This is a genomic window from Alteromonas aquimaris (genome assembly GCF_026183695.1).
Lineage (GTDB): Bacteria > Pseudomonadota > Gammaproteobacteria > Enterobacterales > Alteromonadaceae > Alteromonas > Alteromonas aquimaris.
Map to the genome: position 1 here is coordinate 217332 of NZ_JAPFRD010000010.1, position 18703 is coordinate 236034.

Consider the following 18703-nt stretch of genomic DNA (forward strand, 5'->3'; position numbering starts at 1 on the left):
CTCACCCCTTATTAATATGAACGCACTTTTGGCGGGAATGCTTCCCGCAATTTTGGCGACATATTGACTTCACGCTTGAGCATTGACTCGTCCTGCGGACGATAGATGCTATGACATAACCAATTATCATCATCACGGTCAGGGAAATCGAATCGGCTGTGTGCGCCGCGGCTTTCTGTACGGAAATTAGCTGCGACAGCGGTACAATAAGCAGTTTCCATTAAGTTATCTAACTCTAAACACTCAATACGCTGCGTATTAAAATCGGAGCTCTTATCATCTAATCTTGCGTGCTGTAAGCGTTCACGTATATCTTTGAGCTGCTTAAGACCGTCAGCCATGGCATCACCTTCACGGAACACAGAGAAATTAAGCTGCATACATTCTTGCATGTCTTTCTTAATCTGCACCGGATCTTCACCTTTACCTTTCTCTGATGTTTCCCAACGGTTAAAACGTGACATCGCTTCATCAACATCAGATTCAGATGCATCACGAGTAGAACTCATCTGGCTTAATGTTTCACCAAGGTGTAAGCCCGTTGCACGACCAAACACGACTAAGTCCAGTAGCGAGTTACCGCCTAAGCGGTTTGCACCGTGCACAGATACACAGGCAATTTCACCACATGCGAACAATCCATTTACTACCTGCTCCTGGCCATTACCATCTATGGTAAGCGCTTGGCCATGGACGTTAGTAGGAATCCCTCCCATCATATAATGACAAGTAGGGATAACCGGAATAGGCTCTTTAACCGGATCAACGTGAGCAAAGGTACGTGATAGCTCAAGGATACCCGGAAGACGAGACTCCAACACTTCTTTGCCTAGATGGTCAAGTTTGAGCTTGATGTGAGTGCCCCATGGGCCTTCACAGCCACGGCCTTCACGAATCTCGGTCATCATTGAACGTGCTACAACATCCCGACCTGCAAGGTCTTTCGCGTTGGGCGCATAACGCTCCATGAAGCGTTCGCCATCTTTATTGAGCAGGTAACCACCTTCTCCACGACAACCTTCAGTAACCAGGGTACCCGCACCCGCAATACCTGTGGGGTGGAATTGCCACATTTCCATATCCTGCATGGAAACGCCTGCTCGGATCGCCATACCCACACCATCACCGGTATTGATATGCGCATTAGTGGTAGAAGCAAAAATTCGACCCGCGCCCCCCGTAGCCAGCACGACTGCGCGAGATTTGAAGTAAACCACTTCACCTGTCTCAATATCAATGGCAGTACAACCCACCACATCGCCGTCCTGATTTTTTACTAAATCTAAGGCATACCATTCACTAAACACTTTTGTTTTGTTTTTAACATTTTGTTGGTACAACAAGTGCAATAGTGCGTGACCAGTCCGGTCCGCTGCAGCAGCGGTTCGAGCAGCCTGTTCGCCGCCAAAGTTTTTTGATTGGCCGCCAAAAGGACGCTGATAAACTTTACCGTTTTCAAATCGTGAGAACGGTAACCCCATATTTTCCATTTCTATAATGGCTTCTGGGCCATTTTTACACATGTATTCAATAGCATCCTGATCTCCAATGTAATCAGAACCTTTTACTGTGTCGTACATATGCCATTCCCAATTATCTTCATGGGAATTGCCAAGCGCTACAGTAATACCACCTTGTGCTGAAACGGTGTGCGATCGTGTAGGAAACACCTTGGATAACAACGCACAGGATTTTCCTGATTGAGAGATTTGCAGAGCGGCTCGCATACCAGCGCCACCGGCACCGATAACAACGGCGTCAAACTCATGAACAGGTAACTTCATATTAGACTCCCCACAATACGATTAAACCAACTACCACATAGGCGAAAGCAATGATGTTCAAGACATACTGCATTACCGCACGCAAAAGTGGAGCTTTGACGTAGTCAGTTAACACCTGCCACAAACCGATACGCGTGTGGGTCATAATGGCTACCAATGTGAGTAACGTAAAAGTTTTCATCGCAATAGATGAAAACAATTCTTGCCACACTGAGTAAGTGATATTTTCAGTTGTTAGGAAAAACCACCCCATGAAAATAACATAAGCAGTGATTAATACTGCAGTTGCACGTAGAGACACAAAATCTTGCACCCCATTACGCTTCATACTTGCCTTATTCGTTACCATAGTGCAATTCCCCAAACAACGGTCAGAATAACCCAAAGCGCTATGAGAATTTTCGCGCTAAGATTGCCTGATTGAATTTCTTCCCAATACCCTGCTTCCATTACCACATGACGGAGACCGCCAAGCAGGTGGTAAGTCAACGCTGACAGCGTGCCTATGGCTATCACTTTACCCCAAATACCGGAAAGCGCGGTCTGAACGTCTGCAAAACCTTCCGCAGACGAAAGTGACACAGCCCATGCACCGATTACAAATAAAAGTGCAAAGAACATAGCGACACCGGTAATACGATGGAGAATTGACGAAATAGCAGCAGGAGGAAATTTAATGGTAGAAAGATCTAAATTTACTGGTCTTTGCTTTTTCACAATTTATGCCTGTTTAATCCGTAGGGATAATGAATTACTCAATATTTTATTGTGTCCTGATGGAGCAATTCGGTTTTTATCTGTTAAGAGTCTCATCCTTTGAGATGTTAACAATTTGTGAACATATTTTTAGTTTATTTACAGTTACTCGCGCAGAGTCGCTGCCACACGCAGAGTATATCCAGCACATAGTATAATTACAATTTTTTGTGCCATATTAAGGCGTTACTTTGCTCATTGTGGCACAAAAAACCACCAATGCTCAAAATGTGGGCAATTTTAGAATTAATTGATTAAATTTTTGTCAAACGGAGTTATTTAGGCGCGCTGAAATGTAAGCCGTATGAGTAAAAAGGAAAGGAAGGTTTTTACAGCGACCAATTTTCGGAGTTTAATTTGCGGGGGTAAAATGGCTAAGGTTATACATAGTATCAATATACCTATCCATTTGTGCGAGTTGGTGACGAATAGGGTCTCGCCCTAAGTTTTTACCGGTAGCAAGCGTTACTTCTATATACCGGGGAAGAAGATACTGTCACGCCACTTTCTACCGTTTTCACGGATATAATAGAGTTTAGATCTTCACGTGTGATAACCGCTGTCATTATTGGCAGAATGCACAATGCTAAAAGTAAAGATAAGGTGCTTGATTAAATTTCACTGGGAAGTTGAACGAAAATCACCATCAAACGAATAAACAACAATCAATTCAAAAATTTTTAGCGTATTTTTGATATGCATATAGAATATTTATTGTGCATATCCGCATTTAAATTGACTTATCGGTACATAATAAAGTAAATATACGCCACTTTTTTCAAAGAAGCGGACATTTTCGTGTCGTTTCGATGCAAACAGAACTATTCTGAGGAGAGCTTTTATGGCAGATCAGAAAGCCATTCTTACGGTGAACGGGAAGGAAATTGAACTCCCGATTCACTCTGGTACTGAAGGACAGGACGTTATTGATATACGTTCTCTGGGAGCGAATGGCTACTTTACTTTCGACCCTGGCTTTATGGCCACCGCTTCGTGCGAGTCAGCTATTACTTATATTGACGGTGCCGCGGGTGTGTTACTTCACCGTGGATATCCTATTGATGAATTAGCCCGGGATGCAGATTATTTAGAAGTCTGTCATATGCTGTTACACGGTGAAGCACCCACGGCTGAGGAGTACGAAGAGTTTAAGAACACAATTACGCGTCACACCATGGTTCATGAACAAATCAACATGTTTTTCCATGGTTTTAGAAACGATGCTCACCCGATGGCAATGCTATGCGGCACGGTAGGAGCGATGTCTTCATTTTATCACAGTGATTTGGATGTTTCGGTAGCCGAAGAGCGTGTACGCAGTGCACACCGTTTGATTGCAAAAATGCCAACATTAGTGGCCATGTGTTACAAATACAACGTTGGACAACCGTTTGTTTATCCACGTAACGACCTGAGCTATGCAGCAAACTTTTTGAACATGATGTTTTCAGTTCCTGCTGAAGAATATGCGGTGAGTCCCGCAGTCGAAAGGGCTATGGACAGGATCTTTACGTTGCATGCAGACCATGAACAAAACGCATCAACCTCTACTGTTCGTTTGGCGGGCTCCTCGGGTGCGAACCCTTATGCATGTATCGCTGCCGGCGTTGCTTCCTTATGGGGTCCAGCGCATGGTGGTGCGAATGAAGCCTGCCTGAATATGCTGGAAGAGATCGGCAGCGTGGATCGTATCCCTGAATTTATTGAAAAAGCTAAAGATAAAAATGATCCTTTCCGCCTAATGGGCTTCGGTCACCGTGTTTATAAAAACCATGACCCGCGCGCGACCGTTATGCGTGAAAGCTGCCATGAAGTATTGGATGAACTTAAGATTGAAGATCCACTGTTAGATGTAGCGATGGAACTCGAGCGTATTGCTTTAAACGATGCTTATTTCAAAGAGAAGAAGCTCTTCCCTAACGTAGATTTCTACTCTGGCATCATTTTAAAGGCAATTGGTATTCCTACTAATATGTTTACCTGTATTTTTGCATTGTCCAGAACGGTGGGATGGATTTCTCACTGGCATGAAATGATGAGTGATCCTAAACAGAAAATTGGCCGCCCTCGTCAACTGTATACGGGCGAGAATCAACGTAAATTTACGCCAATCAAAAAGTAAATACGTTTGTAGAGTTAAAAATAGCGCCTAAGAAGGCGCTATTTTTTTACTCGTTATTACTCATCCCTGATAATAGCGAGTAACTCAGCCGTTTTTGTTTCCATAAGCGGAATGTCACCTTTTGACTCCACGTTTAAGCGTATCACCGGTTCGGTATTCGACTTACGTAAATTGAACCGCCAAGAAGCAAACTCAAGACCAATACCATCGGTTTCATCAATATGAGTCGCTTCTTTTTTGTATTTTGCGAGCACTCTCTCAAGCGCCGCGTCAGCGTCCTTAAGTTTGCTATTGATCTCACCAGATGACGGGTAGGCTTTGATCCTCTCAGAAACCATATCGGCAAGCGACTGCTTTTTAGTGCAGACTAATTCGGCAACCAGTAACCAAGGGATCATACCTGAATCACAATAGGCAAAATCTCTAAAATAATGGTGGGCGCTCATTTCCCCACCATATACTGCATCTTCTTTACGCATGCGCTCTTTGATAAACGCATGCCCCGTCTTCGATTTGACAGGGACGCCATTTTTAGCCGAGATAATTGCTTCAGTGTTCCAATATAAACGGGGATCGTAAATTATTGACGCACCCTGCTCTTTTTCTAGAAACGCTTCGGCTAGCAAACCGACAATATAATATCCTTCAATAAACTGCCCCTGGGCATCAAAGAGAAAGCAACGGTCAAAATCGCCATCCCAGGCAATGCCAAAATCGGCGTTATGTTGGATGACCGCATTGGCCGTATCGGAGCGATTCTCGGGAAGCAGAGGATTTGGAATGCCATTAGGGAAATTCCCATCGGGGGCATAATTAACCTTAATAAACTCTATCGGTACACTTCTAGCTTGAAACGCTTTTTCAAAGGCATCTAACACCTTGCCAGCTGCACCGTTTCCCGCATTCACCACCAGTTTCAAAGGACGGAAATGTGAAAGATCCACATACGAGAGTATGTGCTCCACGTATTCTTCGAGCACAGCTTGCACGCTATATTTACCCGTTGCGTGCAACACACGCGTTTTAACGTGAGCTGTACCATTGACAAATGCATCCGAATTGATTTTCTCACCGTCAGTGAAATAGTCTAACCGGCGTGTTACTTCATCGGTGGAATAGGTTTCCGCTTTCTCTTTGATCGCATGAAGGCCCGTATCGCCACTTATCGGCACTGATTTAGCCTTCACCATTTTCATTCCGTTATAATCAATAGGATTATGACTGGCAGTCACTTCTATCCCACCATCGACGTTCAAATGAGAAGTGGCAAAATAAATTTCTTCTGTCCCTGCCATTCCTATATCAATTACCTTTGCACCGCCATCGATAAGTCCCGCCGATAACGCTAATTTCAATGGCGCCGAGGTTTTACGAATATCTCCTCCTACCACAACGGAGTTGGCATTGAGTTCTTCAGCAAACGCGCGACCTATGCGATAGGCAACCTCTTCATTAAGTTGCGAGTTTAATTCTCCGCGTACGTCATACGCTTTAAAACATGTTATTGCTTTATTCACCCACTACCCCTTAATTCGTGCGGCCATAGCGATCAGAGAAACGCACGATGTCATCTTCTCCAAGATAAGCCCCTGATTGAACTTCAATTAACTCAAGTGGGATTTTTCCTGGATTTTCTAAAGCATGGACATCCCCTATGGGAATGTATACCGATTCGTTTTCAGTAACTAATTTAGTGGTTTCTCCCACGGTCACTTTCGCCGTACCAGAAACGACGATCCAATGTTCAGCGCGATGATGGTGCATCTGTACAGAAAGCTTTTCACCGGGTTTAACCGATATTCTTTTTACCTGAAAGCGGGCCCCGTTATCAATGGAATCGTAACTGCCCCACGGGCGAAAGACTTCGCGGTGAAATTCAAATTCGGGGCGTTTTTCCTTTTTAAGCCGGCTGACGACATTTTTAATTTCTTGTACCTTATCCTTATGGGCGACCATCACCGCATCTTTCGTTTCCACCACTACCACATCTTCCAAACCAATTACGGAGATAAGGCGCTCTTCTGCGTTGATATAGCTGTTTTTCACGTTTTCTAATATCGCATCGCCGATAACGACATTTCCGTTAGCATCTTTTTGGTCTGCAGTCTCCCAAAGTGAACTCCAACTCCCAACATCTGACCAGCCTGCGTCAAGGGGAACCATTGCAGCCATCTTGGTCTTCTCCATCACAGCATAATCGATGGAATCGTCAGGGCACTGCTTAAACGTCTCCGGGTCAATACGAATAAAATCCAGATCCTTCGTTTCTGAATCGACCGCCGCGCGGCAGACTTTCAAGATGTCCGGCTGATATTTTTCAAGTTCCTCGATATATCGGCTGGCCTTAAACATAAACATACCGCTATTCCAAAAATACTGCTTCGTAGAAACGTATTTTGTTGCCGTCTCCAAATCTGGTTTTTCGACGAATTCTTCCACCAACATTCCGTTTTCGACAGCACTTCCCGCTCTGATGTATCCGTAGCCAGTATGTGGCACATCAGGCACAATCCCGAAAGTAACTAAGTAGTCTTTTAATGCGAGTGAATTCGCACTCTCGATTGCTTGGTGGAATGCTGAATTATCCTTTATCAGGTGGTCGGCGGCTAACACCAACAGCACAGGATCTTCGCCGTCCTTTATCGCGTGCAATGCGGCTAATGCGATTGCTGGCGCAGTGTTGCGACCCATTGGTTCAAGCAAGATACCACCATGTTGAATGTTTTGCATACGCAGTTGCTCAGCAACTAAAAACCGGTGGTTATCGTTGCAAATAACAATAGGCTTTTCTGCACTGGTACCGCTTAGCCTGGTTATGGTTTCCTGAAGCATCGTCTTGTCAGACGTTAAGGCTAAAAATTGTTTCGGCAGCGCCGCTCGTGATTTTGGCCATAAGCGGCTACCGCTACCGCCAGCTAAAATAACCGGTTTCATCTATTTTCCTTTTAATATTACCGTCGGGCTCAATTTTTGAACCACTTAATTATATAGATAGTATCTTGAATATACTTTGATTTTAAGACTGCACGCAATTCCGCGCCCAATTTTCCTTAAATAAAGGAAAAATGATCAACGTATTTCATGGTTTAGTATTCATTATCATGAAAAATAGTTTATTGATTTGATGTGAAATTTACGTACTCATTTTAAATATTTGCAAGCGCACCTATAAAAACACAAAAAGAAGGCTTTTTATGCACAAACCGTACCTCAAAATATTGGTCCTTATTTGTTTAAGCTTCGGCTTAAATTTGTTCGTTTATGCTCAGAGCGAGTCAAGTTCAGCCCCCACCCTGTCTATTGGTACAAAGATCGCGCCTCCTTTTGTAATGAAGGGCGATAATGATCAACTGACGGGTATTAGCATTGATTTATGGGAACAAATCAATGAACAATTGAACCTTGAATATGAGTTCAAGGAAGCTGACCTAAGTACCTTATTAAAAGGGGTAAACGAACAAACGTTTGATATGTCTATTGCCGCTGTGACAGTAACGGCGGAACGTGAAAAAGAGGTAGACTTTTCTCATCCCTACTTTACGACCGGGCTGGCTATTGCCGTAAAGGAAGCTGATGGGCGATTGATGGCAGCTATCTCCCGATTTTTTTCCTGGGAATTTTTTGTGGCATTGGGCGGTTTATGTTTATTGTTATTCGTCGTTGGCACCCTACTTTGGGTATTCGAACGTAAACATAACGTTGAACAATTTGGCGGCGGAACGTCAAAGGGGTTAGGTTCAAGCTTTTGGTGGGCGGCAGTTACCATGACTACGGTCGGGTACGGTGACAAAGCCCCCATTACCCTCGGAGGTCGCGTCATTGGTTTTATCTGGATGTTCGCTGCAATCATCCTAATAAGCAGTTTTACCGCGGCTATCGCTACCAGTTTAACGGTGAGCCAGCTTTCAGAATCCGTTACGGGGCTTGAAGATCTGCCCACGGCGAAAGTCTATACCATTGAGAATTCAGCAAGCGCCAGATTTCTTGATGCTAATAATATCAATTATAGAAAAGCTGAAAATCTTGATAAGGCACTAACTGCACTTTCTGAAGGAAAGGTGGATGCGGTAGTTTACGACAAACCGATCCTTCAGTACCTGGTTAAAAACCACTTTGCTGATGATTTATATATCTTGCCCGAAATTATAGAAAGGCAAGATTACGCCATTGCGCTTCCCGAAAATAGCCCAAGGCGCGAGCAAATAAACACTGCGCTGTTGAGGGTGATAGAAAGCGACAAATGGAAATCTACCATTAATGAATATTTGGGTACCAAGGAATAATCCAGAGCAAAACTGCCTCCGCGCGGCCAGCGCTCAATAGTTAGAGATGATTCCGGCCGTGCGGGCGATCCAGCTGTAAATCGGGCCCCACTGAAACAATCTGGGTCGGATTTATCATGGTATGGCTAAAGTAGTAATGATGTTTGATATGCTTGAAGTTTACCGTGCTAGCAACATTTCTATATTGATACAACTCTCGCATATATCCTGATAGCGCCGGATAATCGGAGATACGTTTAATATTACATTTGAAATGACCGTGATACACCACATCGAACCGAATTAAAGTGGTAAATAATCGCCAATCGGCTTCAGTCAGGATATTTCCTACAAGATAACGCTGAGCAGATAGTCTTTCTTCTAAATAATTTAACGTATCAAATAGTTCTGTGACTGCCTCTTCATAAGCGTCTTGCGTAGTCGCAAACCCCGCTTTATATACACCATTATTTATTTTGTCGTAAACGCGTTCATTTATTTGATCAATCTCTGCGTGGTATTGAATGGGGTAAAAGTCCTGGTCATTCCCAGTAATCTCGTTAAAAGCTGAATTGAAAATGCGAATAATGTCAGCAGATTCATTATTTACTATCGACGCGGTTTTCTTGTCCCATAAAACAGGCACCGTAACGCGAGTCGTGACATCCGGAACAGCTCGCGAGTAAAGCTGACGCAAAAAAACGAAATCAAATAATTTATCCTTAGTCGCCCCCGGAAAGGGAAGAAAAGTCCATCCATCTTCCAACATTTCTGGACTAACGACCGAAACATCGATCACATCCTCTAGCTGCTTCAGTTGTCTGAAGATTAAAGTGCGGTGCGCCCATGGACAAGCCAACGACACATATAAGTGATATCGCTTTTGTTCGGGTTTATAGGTGGCATCAGCTTCGTTGCTAATCCACTCTCTAAATTGTGAAGCTTGCCGTTTGAATTTCCCTTCATTGCCATCAGTATCATACCATTTATCTTTCCACTCACCCTCTACCAACAAGCCCATTTATTTCTCTCCACACTTTGAATTAGTTCAATGTAGCATAACGAAAACCAGTTGCAGGATTAGATACTTGAACAATCCGTTCTATTATTTAGAACGTCATTGCAAACAATGCCACAACTTAACCCAATTGGCTGACTATCGATTTTGCTATGGGTATTGCGCTGGTTGCTGCAGGTGAAGGGGCGTTTCCAACATGAAGGGCTCTGTCACTTTTGACAAATTTAAAATCGTGCACCAGTTTACCATTCAAAGAAACAGCCTGAGCTCTTATGCCCGGCCGGTAAGGTAAAAGATCATCTACATTGATCATTCGACAGTAGCGATTTATCTGTTTTACATATTGCTGCTTACTCAGACTTGTTATCAACTCTGACACTACACTACGTTTATATTGCCAAAGTAATTTATACAATCCGGGAAAAGACATCATCCTCCACCACTCTTGTGGGCAAATATTCAGGCCCGCATACGCTTCTCTGCCAGCCGCTAACACCGCATTGGGTCCCACGGTGGTATATCCTCCAATCATTTTTGTCAGGTGTACGCCTAAAAAAGGCATGCTCGGGTCCGGGACAGGATAGATTAGCCGTTGCGACACCCCGTCAAAGCGCGAGTTTAGGCGATAATATTCGCCTCTGAAGGGAACGATTCTGAAATCACAGGACAACCCTTGCAGATGAATTAATTCATCTGCAAAAACACCAGCGCAACTGATTAGATAATCCCCTTTAATAGTTCGTTGCCGCCCATTATTTTGTATAGTGACGGCGATATTGTCAGGCTCTTCGTTAATTTGGCACACCCTGGATGAATAAAGAAAAGTGACAGGTGCTTTGCCAGTTGCATTCTCAAATAAACAATCCGTTACCTGCTTAAAATCTGTAATACCCGTTTGCTTCACCCACATCCCAGCAACACCATTGATATGCGGTTCTTTTCGTACAATTTGCTTAGCGGTTAACATTTGCGGATTTAAGCTATTTTTTGTGCAGCGCTCGTAAAGGTGGGCCAAATGCTTTTCTTCTTGCTCATTGGTCGCAACCACGATTTTTCCACATTGCTCAAATGGAATAGAGTATTGCTTACACAAACTGATTGTGGCATCTAATCCTTCTCGGCAAAATTGTGCTTTTAAGCTACCCGGTTCATAATAAACCCCGGCATGAATGACGCCCGAGTTCCTCCCGGATTGGTGGTATGCGGGACCCGCTTCTTTTTCAATTACCACAATAGATTTACGAGGAAATTTGCAGGCTAATTCTCTTGCGACCGCAGCACCTAAGATACCTGCACCGATAATGATAAAATCAAACTGTGCCTTCACTTATTACACTCGAAAACTGATAGATTGAAATAATTCGGTTAGAATACCGCCCTACTGACATTTTCGTTTAATTTTCTGGAATTTTTCTTTTTGTATGAGTGAATCACAACGCTTTGGTGGTATAGGGCGTTTATACGGCCAATCTTCGCTAGCGACTTTTTCAAAAGCTAATGTATGTGTAATAGGAATAGGGGGGGTTGGTTGCTGGTCAGCAGAAGCCCTTGCTCGCACAGGCATTGGACACCTTACCTTGATTGATTTAGACGACATTTGTCTAACTAACACTAATCGCCAACTGCATGCCCTAACTGATACGGTCGGCTGTGCTAAAGTAGACGTGATGGCGCAACGCATCTCGCTGATCAATCCAAACTGTGTGGTAACGCCAATTGAAGATTTTGTTACCCCGGACTCGGTAGCTCAGTACCTCTCCTGTTTTGATGCAGTAATTGATGCCACCGACAGCGTAAAAGCAAAAGCGTCAATTATTGCCCACTGTAAAAGAAATAAGATACCTGTAGTAACGGTTGGCGGCGCAGGAGGGCAACTCGATCCCGCGCGGATCACGCATGGTGATCTGGCTAAAACGACGCAGGATCCACTAGCTGCAAAGGTACGCAGTGAATTACGTCGTAATTATAACTTTTCTACTAATCCTAAGCGTCGGTTTGGGGTTGAGTGTGTCTATTCCACCGAACAACTGAGATATCCCCAACCTGATGGACAGGTATGTTTTAACAAGTCTACAATGAATGGAGCGACTCGTTTAGATTGTGCGGGAGGCTTTGGTGCAGTGGTGACAGTGACGGCAACTTTTGGCATGATTGCCGCAGCTCGGGTGATCAATCGTTTAAGTGGAGTTAAGTGATCATTTCATCCATACTAAGAAATTATGCAGTACTAGGAGAAACACGTGCAACAACACGAACTTGATCAGTTGATGAAAGAATGCGCCAGTGACGCAGTGCAGACAGCGCAAGAGGAATTTAATGTAAAACTGGACCTGACTCAAGAGAGTTTAGGGAGTGTTGACAATGTGTTGCTTTCTTTTGTGGATAAATATCAAGATAAGGCACTGGAAGACAATGCGGTTTTTACCATTTGTAACATCTATGGGGCTTATATTGGTGAAGTATTCAAAAAAATAGCTGGGGGCACCTGGCGGTACGATCAAAGTAATCCTGATGCCCCATTTGTGGTACTTGACGTGGGCGAGCGCTCATATGCATTTTCCGGTATCTGCTACGAAAGATTAGTCAATAATAGTGCTATCAGTGTCAAAAACTATTTTGAAAAAGCACTGGCAAATCAAACTCAGTAACCTATTTCGCTGTGTCTGGATTGATGTGTCGCCAATCGCTAAGCATCAATCCTATATGTAAACTCCGCAACAGTAAGAGTCCCAGTAAGAGATTTAGGACGAGCCTATAGGCTTGCAGTAAAGCAAATTCCCAGTCTCGATGATTTAACTGCCAAATGGTCGAGACAAATGACAATGCAATGCCGGTAAACATTAGGGGCATTATGGCTTTCGACCATCGACCCCATCCTTTTCTCCATAAGCGACCGCGATTGCCTAGTAGCAATAAAGTGATAATAAATGGGACGGTAACGAGCAACTGAATCACCAACAGCTGACGATTTGGATAGAACAGATTAAGCAGTAAGGTAGTATGCTCCCTCAGTGCAAGGGAAAATATAACAACCACCCAATCTATGCACACGCATAGTAATAACCAGTAGAACCATTTCGGTGGCTTTATGACGCCGCCCTCATCATAACAATGTAGCGGCAACAGCAAACGGCGACTCACTCCGCCCATTCCAAAGCAAAGTGGTGACTGGTTATATCCATCTTATGACGCAAATAGAATCGATGTGCCGCAAACCGTTGCACGCCAGAATCAAGATGCAAACTCTTACAGCCATTCGCTTTCGCATATTCTATGCAGAAGTTTAAAAGACGCTCTCCCACTCCCTGCGAACGCATTCCTTCACGGGTAACGAAATCATCAATATAAAAGTGCTTACCCCACGCGAGCTTTTCCCCAACAAGACCACCTGCAACAGCCACGCACACTTCGTTTTCAAACGCACCAAAAAGCACATATCCATTAGCTTGCTGGCGTAAAATCTGCTCTATAACCTTGTCTGCGGTAAAGGCGGGGCGCAATTCAAGCATAACCCTGGCCGCCTTTTTGAGGGCAGTTTCCGATTCAATACGTTCAACGATAATCATTTAACTATTCGGGCACCTTATTTATAGCGTAAGTTCGCAATTGTAACTACTTCAAGGGATAATGACAAAATACGATACTGTTCGATTTTTATACACTGACGTGCTGTATTTATCGATGCGCTCGTGTATAATCCGCCGATTTTTACACCCATCACCTTAACCATAATTGTCAGCGAGGCATAATGACAGTCAAAACATTTACCCCAAACCAAACCACCACACTTGAAACTCCTGTAAAAGTGTTGGAAGAAAGTCGCAACGTAAATGTTGACGCGCAAGGTACACGGATTGGTTTTGTTAGTCTTGGCTGTCCAAAGAATCTGGTTGATTCAGAGCGTATTCTGACGCAGTTACGCACTGAAGGCTATGATGTGGTGCCTACTTATAATGACGCAGATTTAGTCATTGTTAATACGTGTGGGTTCATTGATTCAGCCGTTCAGGAATCACTTGATACCATTGGTGAAGCGCTTGCAGAGAATGGCCGCGTCATAGTCACGGGCTGTCTGGGTATAAAAGACGACGAAATCCGCGAAGTGCATCCAAATGTATTAGCGGTGACCGGCCCTCATGCCTATGAAGAAGTTGTGAATCAAGTTCACACACATTTACCCAAGCCCGCACACAACCCCTTTTCTGATCTTATACCCGATCACGGCGTGAAACTCACACCCCGGCATTACGCTTATCTAAAAATTTCTGAAGGGTGTAACCATAGATGTACCTTTTGTATTATTCCATCAATGCGTGGCGATTTAGTGAGCCGCTCAGTTGGCAGCATTCTTGATGAAGCAAAACGTTTAAAGGCTGCGGGGGTAAACGAACTGCTCGTTATTTCTCAGGACACAAGCGCTTATGGAGTGGACTTAAAGCACCGTACAGGATTCTGGGATGGCATGCCTGTTAAAACACATATTCAGCAACTCAGTGAAAAGCTAGGCGAGTTGGATATGTGGATACGCTTGCATTATGTTTACCCTTATCCGCACGTAGACGATCTTATTCCATTAATGAATGAAGGAAAAATATTACCGTATCTGGACATCCCCTTTCAGCATGCTAATAAACGCATTCTTAAACTGATGAAACGCCCAGGCAGCGCGGATCGTACCTTGGAACGTATAAAAAAATGGCGCGAGATCTGTCCGCAGTTGATTATTCGCTCTACGTTTATCGTTGGTTTTCCGGGTGAAACGGAAGAAGACTTTGAAGAATTGTTGGACTTTATCAAAGAAGCACAGCTTGACCGGGTTGGATGTTTTGCATATTCACCTGTTGAAGGCGCTAAGGCTAACGATTTACCGGACCCCATTGCTGAAGATGTAAAGCAGGAGCGCTTAGCGCGGTTCATGGAAGTACAAAGTGAAATCAGTAAAGCGCGATTACAACAACGTATTGGTAATGAGTATCAAATTGTCATCGATAGCGTAGACGCTGAAGGTGCGGTGGGCAGAACGTACGCAGATGCACCCGAAGTAGACGGCGTAGTACATTTAAACGGTGTATATCATCTAAAGCCTGGTGATAAAGTGTGGGCGGAAGTGATTCATTGCGATGAACATGACTTATGGGCGATATTGTCTGAGAGCGATGATGAAGATGAAGTGGACGAATAAAGTTTAAGTGTATTAGCCCATATCTAATCTGACACTTTTGATCGAGAGTTTCGACCTAACCTGACAGGCAGCTACAGACAAGGAACGAACGGTCAACGTTGAGCTAAAGGGCAAAGACACAATGCCATAATCGCGAAGCGGCATTGTGTTTTTATCCCAGCGACCCGCATTGTGGGGCGCGTTTTAAGCGTGTTGTTATACGCCGTCAATACGCCATGTGGAAACGTATAAACCAAATTTTGACTCCTTCACACTCAACCTCACTCTAGCTCTCGTGGTTATACTTGAAAATTCATTTGCCTCAATGCAGAGCTTTAACTCATTGAAAATTCCATTGTTAAATTCCTCACTAACCAAATACTTAGTACACCAAGTTCTAACACTTTTGCTGTACTTGACGGTCATTAATACCTCTTTATCAGGTTTAGCAATTCCATATAAATGAGTCAAAAGTAAGCCAACTCCTGAATTTAAAGCTTTATGTGCGTAGAAAAAAGAAAAGAGAGGGCAATAAATAAAAACAACAAAAATGCTAGCAACTAACTTCTTTTTGTACTTTACCTCTTTGTTTTTTGGTAGCCATACAAAGAACTGATACCTGAAAAGTAAATATGATATGAGAGAGGCGACTACTACCCCGAAAACTGTATCGTATTTGTCAAAATAACCAAAATATATAAAACTTTGATTAAATCCATAGAAGCCTAATAGACCTATAGTAGACACCAAAAAAATCAGTAAAAATTTTTCGAATTTGCTCATTTTTCAACTAAGGCTTATAACGCTTTGAATATGGGGCAAATGCGAGTGCTTTGGCCGAAGGCCAGCGAGTATTTGTCCCAGTGAGGTTACGAATTTTATTATTCATTTGTTATATGCCCGAACTAAACTCTGAACTTCGTAAATATTGCTCTCGCAACCAAAAGTACAATTGAATAAATACAAACTAAACTCACAAGTATTCCCGACAATCCCAAGACAACGATATGCGCTGGCATTTCCCTTAACGGTTTGTCAACATCAACTCCTAATACATCTCCCACATAGTGAATAAAATACACTAATGAGAAAGAGGCTAAAGATATAAGAATCGTATATACGATATTACGGATTACCTTAGCCTTGGAGTTAGGGGTTGCGTCAAATCTAAAGTTAAATTTATTCAAGTTTTTACGAATCCCTGTAGGGCATATAACACCCGCATAACGGGCAAAAATACGTAGGCTATAATACCGAGATAATTGGACTCCCCCAACTCGGTGAGCTGGGTTAATATTTTAGTTCTCACACAAAAATATTATGGAGTCCAACATGTACAATATAATCACAGGTGTTGATTTAGCGAAAGAAGAAATTCAGGTTTGCGTTTGTAAACGCTACAAGGTGCAGTCTAATCAGGCGATGATACCGACAGAATTCGGTTCTTGGCTAGCCTTGTCTAAACCAATGATAATTGTCTTTGAAGCATGTAGTACATCAAACTATTGGAAGCAAAAAGCACTGGAATATGGGCATGATGCTCGATTAATTTCAGCAAAGTTAGTTGCCAGTGTGAGGCAAAACCAAAAAACAGATAAAAACGATGCCTTAGCGGTTGCACAAGCGGCGCAACTTACTGATGTTTCGTTTATTAACGGCAAATCGAAAGAGCAGCAAGAGTTACAAACCCTGGTTCGCCTACGGGAGCTGGCCGTTAAACATAAAGTCGCCATGCAGCAACAAATCAAATCCTTATTGTTAGAGTTTAATATCCGGGTGTCTTCCAGTCAGGGTGGGCTAAGCGGCGTTGTTGAAGGTGTTTTGGAAGATGCTGAAAACGGCTTTTCAATGGTTTTTAGGCAGGCCCTCAATACAAGCTGGCAACAACTCCAACGGGGTATCGAATCGATAAAACAGTACGATCTGTACTTGGAAAAAGCAGCAAACCAACACAAAACGTGCAAATCGTTACAAGCCCTAGAGGGCGTTGGCCCGTTAAACGCCGTTAAACGCCGTGAATCTCTACATGGCACTGGGCTGTGGAGAGATGGGGCAATTTGAAAAAGGTCGCGATGCGTCTGCGTGTATTGGTTTAACGCCTATTCAGCATTCATCAGGCGGTAAAGTGAAACTAGGCTCGGTGGGCAAGTACGTTAAAAACAATATGCTCCGAAGTTACTTAGTTAGCGGTGCGATGTCGGCGGTTAATCAGGCGATGAGAAGACCAGCAAAAACTAAAAAAGAGTTGTGGATCCAGCAAATGGTTGAACGAAGGGGTAAGCGCTGTACAGCGGTCGCATTAGCGAATAAAACAGTCAGAACGGCATTCGCTATGTTAGCAAATGGAACAGAGTACAAAGCAGAATTATTGACTGCTTAATCGAGGTTTTGGTAACAACAAATATGCTCAATAAAAGATGAAAATCAGCTTGTTTAGTCAGTGCTTCGCTCAGAGTTTCGAGCTCGCTATCGAGATTTGACAACAAGTCCGCGTAAATATCATAGAGCCTGGGATAGCTTCCCTATTAGAGCTCGTACATAAGCACGCATTTATTCTTCAATTGACCATTAATGTTGTTGACAAAGGGGGAGTCCACATAAGCGAAGCGAGAGCCTTAAGTGGTTTGTTAGGTTTCATTCCTAGCAACTAACTTTGTTATCCTGAATCCACAATGACCACCGTATTGCAATGTAATTTGGCTTTCTATCGTATCTGTTGAAATTATATCTACAGTAGCAACCTCTTCTTCAAAGTCGATATTTAGCCCAGCTATCAAAGCAGGACTATCGTCGTCTAGCATCACTAAAAAAGCTGAATCTAACTCCGAGCCATTTATTTTTTTTTGTGTTTCAAGCTTGAACGTAAACTCGCCATCCCCCCCAAAATCCTCAACGGTTACTTTAACTAAATGACCGAGTTCTTCGCTAACGTCGCTTCCAAGGCAAACCGAAGTGCCATGAGCAACCTCTGATAAAAACAAAAAAGCTGTTAAAAGAAAATACCGCATTAGAGGACCTTTGAAAGCTAACGCCGCGCACATGGGCGACCAAATAAGCGCAGCGTTTTGGGCGTCCCAGCGACCAGCGGGAGCGAATGTTGCGGTTTGTTAAGTGTGGCTAGCACTTTGCCCATTAGTAGACACCAGCAGATGCATCAATGACGAATTGAGCTTTGTTTTCAACGCACCATGCCTCAAGCTCCAGCCTTAAATGAGGCCAAAGATTCTGTGCCCAACTTGGACCTTTCTGTTCCCACGCTGAGTGTGTTGGAAGATAAGCAGTAAGGATTCCCATGGGAAGCTCAAGAATAAATGAACCGCCTGGACCAGTAACGACTAGCTCTTCTTTCCATCTTGGCTGAAACTTGAAAATGCTCATCGAAAATTACACTTAACATCTTATTATGTAGACCTCACAGTAACACGCATAGACTTTCACTGCTGGTCTCCACAATTCTTTATTGATATCACTAGCTTACTTTAAAAATTCAGTGTTTTACCATCAGAATTTCTGCGTATTACTGAGACTTCTCAGTAAGCCCGGCCTCAAAAAAATGTTAATCTTATATTTTTCAATTAGTTATATATATTTAACACTCAT

General features: G+C 43.3%; 17 protein-coding genes and 1 pseudogene. 6 read left to right on the plus strand and 12 right to left on the minus strand.

The window, feature by feature from the left end; all coding sequences use genetic code 11:
- Positions 1 to 11: 11 nt before the first annotated feature.
- The 3 genes from sdhA to sdhC are packed head-to-tail and all read right to left on the minus strand — an operon-like array spanning position 12 to position 2501.
- Entirely contained in the window at positions 12 to 1784 is a 1773-nt protein-coding gene (sdhA, locus tag OPS25_RS08625) for a succinate dehydrogenase flavoprotein subunit (RefSeq protein ID WP_265617287.1), read from the minus strand.
- A 1-nt stretch (position 1785) separates the two neighbouring features.
- Positions 1786 to 2133 carry a succinate dehydrogenase, hydrophobic membrane anchor protein gene (sdhD, locus tag OPS25_RS08630; RefSeq protein ID WP_265617288.1) on the minus strand — a complete coding sequence of 116 codons (348 nt, stop codon included), beginning with the start codon at positions 2131 to 2133 and terminating at the stop codon, positions 1786 to 1788.
- Entirely contained in the window at positions 2127 to 2501 is a 375-nt protein-coding gene (sdhC, locus tag OPS25_RS08635) for a succinate dehydrogenase, cytochrome b556 subunit (protein WP_265617289.1), read from the minus strand. Before sdhC ends, sdhD begins: the two co-directional genes overlap by 7 nt.
- Before the next feature lie 880 nt (positions 2502 to 3381).
- On the opposite strand from sdhC, the gene OPS25_RS08640 reads away from it, so the two are divergent.
- The gene (locus tag OPS25_RS08640; RefSeq protein ID WP_265617290.1) at positions 3382 to 4662 is read left to right on the plus strand and encodes a citrate synthase; all 1281 of its coding nucleotides are present in this window, start codon (positions 3382 to 3384) and stop codon (positions 4660 to 4662) included.
- A gap of 56 nt (positions 4663 to 4718) precedes the next feature.
- Here the strand turns inward: OPS25_RS08640 and OPS25_RS08645 are convergent, their stop codons facing one another.
- Entirely contained in the window at positions 4719 to 6179 is a 1461-nt protein-coding gene (locus tag OPS25_RS08645) for a phosphohexomutase domain-containing protein (RefSeq protein ID WP_265617291.1), read from the minus strand.
- A gap of 10 nt (positions 6180 to 6189) precedes the next feature.
- On the minus strand, positions 6190 to 7596 hold the full coding sequence (locus tag OPS25_RS08650; protein ID WP_265617292.1) for a mannose-1-phosphate guanylyltransferase/mannose-6-phosphate isomerase: 1407 nt from the start codon (positions 7594 to 7596) through the stop codon (positions 6190 to 6192).
- A 260-nt stretch (positions 7597 to 7856) separates the two neighbouring features.
- On the opposite strand from OPS25_RS08650, the gene OPS25_RS08655 reads away from it, so the two are divergent.
- Positions 7857 to 8945 (plus strand): transporter substrate-binding domain-containing protein, encoded by a 1089-nt coding sequence (locus OPS25_RS08655; RefSeq protein ID WP_265617293.1) that lies wholly within the window; start codon positions 7857 to 7859, stop codon positions 8943 to 8945.
- A 40-nt stretch (positions 8946 to 8985) separates the two neighbouring features.
- Here the strand turns inward: OPS25_RS08655 and OPS25_RS08660 are convergent, their stop codons facing one another.
- Complete coding sequence (locus OPS25_RS08660) at positions 8986 to 9945, minus strand: glutathione S-transferase family protein (RefSeq protein ID WP_265617294.1); 960 nt, start codon at positions 9943 to 9945, stop codon at positions 8986 to 8988.
- Positions 9946 to 10063: 118 nt separating this feature from the next.
- Complete coding sequence (lhgO, locus tag OPS25_RS08665; RefSeq protein ID WP_265617295.1) at positions 10064 to 11269, minus strand: L-2-hydroxyglutarate oxidase; 1206 nt, start codon at positions 11267 to 11269, stop codon at positions 10064 to 10066.
- A 94-nt stretch (positions 11270 to 11363) separates the two neighbouring features.
- Here lhgO and tcdA point away from each other — a divergent pair, with 94 nt between their 5' ends.
- Together tcdA and OPS25_RS08675 are read left to right on the plus strand one after the other, a co-directional pair.
- A complete protein-coding gene (gene tcdA, locus OPS25_RS08670) occupies positions 11364 to 12137 on the plus strand; it encodes a tRNA cyclic N6-threonylcarbamoyladenosine(37) synthase TcdA (protein ID WP_265617296.1) in 774 nt (257 codons plus the stop codon).
- 45 nt (positions 12138 to 12182) lie between these two features.
- Positions 12183 to 12590 carry a hypothetical protein gene (locus tag OPS25_RS08675; protein ID WP_265617297.1) on the plus strand — a complete coding sequence of 136 codons (408 nt, stop codon included), beginning with the start codon at positions 12183 to 12185 and terminating at the stop codon, positions 12588 to 12590.
- Between the two features lies 1 nt (position 12591).
- Here OPS25_RS08675 and OPS25_RS08680 read toward each other — a convergent pair whose 3' ends face one another.
- Both OPS25_RS08680 and OPS25_RS08685 read right to left on the minus strand, forming a co-directional pair.
- On the minus strand, positions 12592 to 13083 hold the full coding sequence (locus tag OPS25_RS08680; RefSeq protein ID WP_265617298.1) for a DUF2919 family protein: 492 nt from the start codon (positions 13081 to 13083) through the stop codon (positions 12592 to 12594).
- Positions 13080 to 13508, minus strand: a complete 429-nt coding sequence (locus OPS25_RS08685) for a GNAT family N-acetyltransferase (RefSeq protein WP_265617299.1) — start codon at positions 13506 to 13508, stop codon at positions 13080 to 13082. The genes OPS25_RS08680 and OPS25_RS08685 overlap by 4 nt, the downstream gene beginning before the upstream one ends.
- 182 nt (positions 13509 to 13690) lie before the next feature.
- Here OPS25_RS08685 and rimO point away from each other — a divergent pair, with 182 nt between their 5' ends.
- Entirely contained in the window at positions 13691 to 15124 is a 1434-nt protein-coding gene (rimO, locus tag OPS25_RS08690) for a 30S ribosomal protein S12 methylthiotransferase RimO (RefSeq protein ID WP_265617300.1), read from the plus strand.
- 195 nt (positions 15125 to 15319) lie between these two features.
- Here rimO and OPS25_RS08695 read toward each other — a convergent pair whose 3' ends face one another.
- Complete coding sequence (locus tag OPS25_RS08695; RefSeq protein ID WP_265617301.1) at positions 15320 to 15886, minus strand: hypothetical protein; 567 nt, start codon at positions 15884 to 15886, stop codon at positions 15320 to 15322.
- A 549-nt stretch (positions 15887 to 16435) separates the two neighbouring features.
- Here OPS25_RS08695 and OPS25_RS08700 point away from each other — a divergent pair.
- Positions 16436 to 17483: pseudogene (locus OPS25_RS08700) on the plus strand (IS110 family RNA-guided transposase).
- Between the two features lie 247 nt (positions 17484 to 17730).
- Here OPS25_RS08700 and OPS25_RS08705 read toward each other — a convergent pair.
- Both OPS25_RS08705 and OPS25_RS08710 read right to left on the minus strand, forming a co-directional pair.
- Positions 17731 to 18111, minus strand: coding sequence for a hypothetical protein (locus OPS25_RS08705; protein ID WP_265617303.1), 381 nt, complete (start codon positions 18109 to 18111; stop codon positions 17731 to 17733).
- Positions 18112 to 18235: 124 nt separating this feature from the next.
- A complete protein-coding gene (locus OPS25_RS08710; RefSeq protein WP_265617304.1) occupies positions 18236 to 18481 on the minus strand; it encodes a hypothetical protein in 246 nt (81 codons plus the stop codon).
- Positions 18482 to 18703: the final 222 nt, after the last annotated feature.

Excerpts from the sequence above, each read along its gene's own strand:
- sdhA (WP_265617287.1), bottom strand. The coding sequence starts at position 1,784 with ATGAAGTTACCTGTTCATGAGTTTGACGCCGTTGTTATCGGTGCCGGT.
- sdhD (WP_265617288.1), bottom strand. The coding sequence starts at position 2,133 with ATGGTAACGAATAAGGCAAGTATGAAGCGTAATGGGGTGCAAGATTTT.
- OPS25_RS08640 (WP_265617290.1), top strand. The coding sequence starts at position 3,382 with ATGGCAGATCAGAAAGCCATTCTTACGGTGAACGGGAAGGAAATTGAA.
- OPS25_RS08650 (WP_265617292.1), bottom strand. The coding sequence starts at position 7,596 with ATGAAACCGGTTATTTTAGCTGGCGGTAGCGGTAGCCGCTTATGGCCA.
- OPS25_RS08655 (WP_265617293.1), top strand. The coding sequence starts at position 7,857 with ATGCACAAACCGTACCTCAAAATATTGGTCCTTATTTGTTTAAGCTTC.
- OPS25_RS08660 (WP_265617294.1), bottom strand. The coding sequence starts at position 9,945 with ATGGGCTTGTTGGTAGAGGGTGAGTGGAAAGATAAATGGTATGATACT.
- tcdA (WP_265617296.1), top strand. The coding sequence starts at position 11,364 with ATGAGTGAATCACAACGCTTTGGTGGTATAGGGCGTTTATACGGCCAA.
- OPS25_RS08685 (WP_265617299.1), bottom strand. The coding sequence starts at position 13,508 with ATGATTATCGTTGAACGTATTGAATCGGAAACTGCCCTCAAAAAGGCG.
- rimO (WP_265617300.1), top strand. The coding sequence starts at position 13,691 with ATGACAGTCAAAACATTTACCCCAAACCAAACCACCACACTTGAAACT.
- OPS25_RS08695 (WP_265617301.1), bottom strand. The coding sequence starts at position 15,886 with ATGAGCAAATTCGAAAAATTTTTACTGATTTTTTTGGTGTCTACTATA.
- OPS25_RS08705 (WP_265617303.1), bottom strand. The coding sequence starts at position 18,111 with ATGCGGTATTTTCTTTTAACAGCTTTTTTGTTTTTATCAGAGGTTGCT.
- OPS25_RS08710 (WP_265617304.1), bottom strand. The coding sequence starts at position 18,481 with ATGAGCATTTTCAAGTTTCAGCCAAGATGGAAAGAAGAGCTAGTCGTT.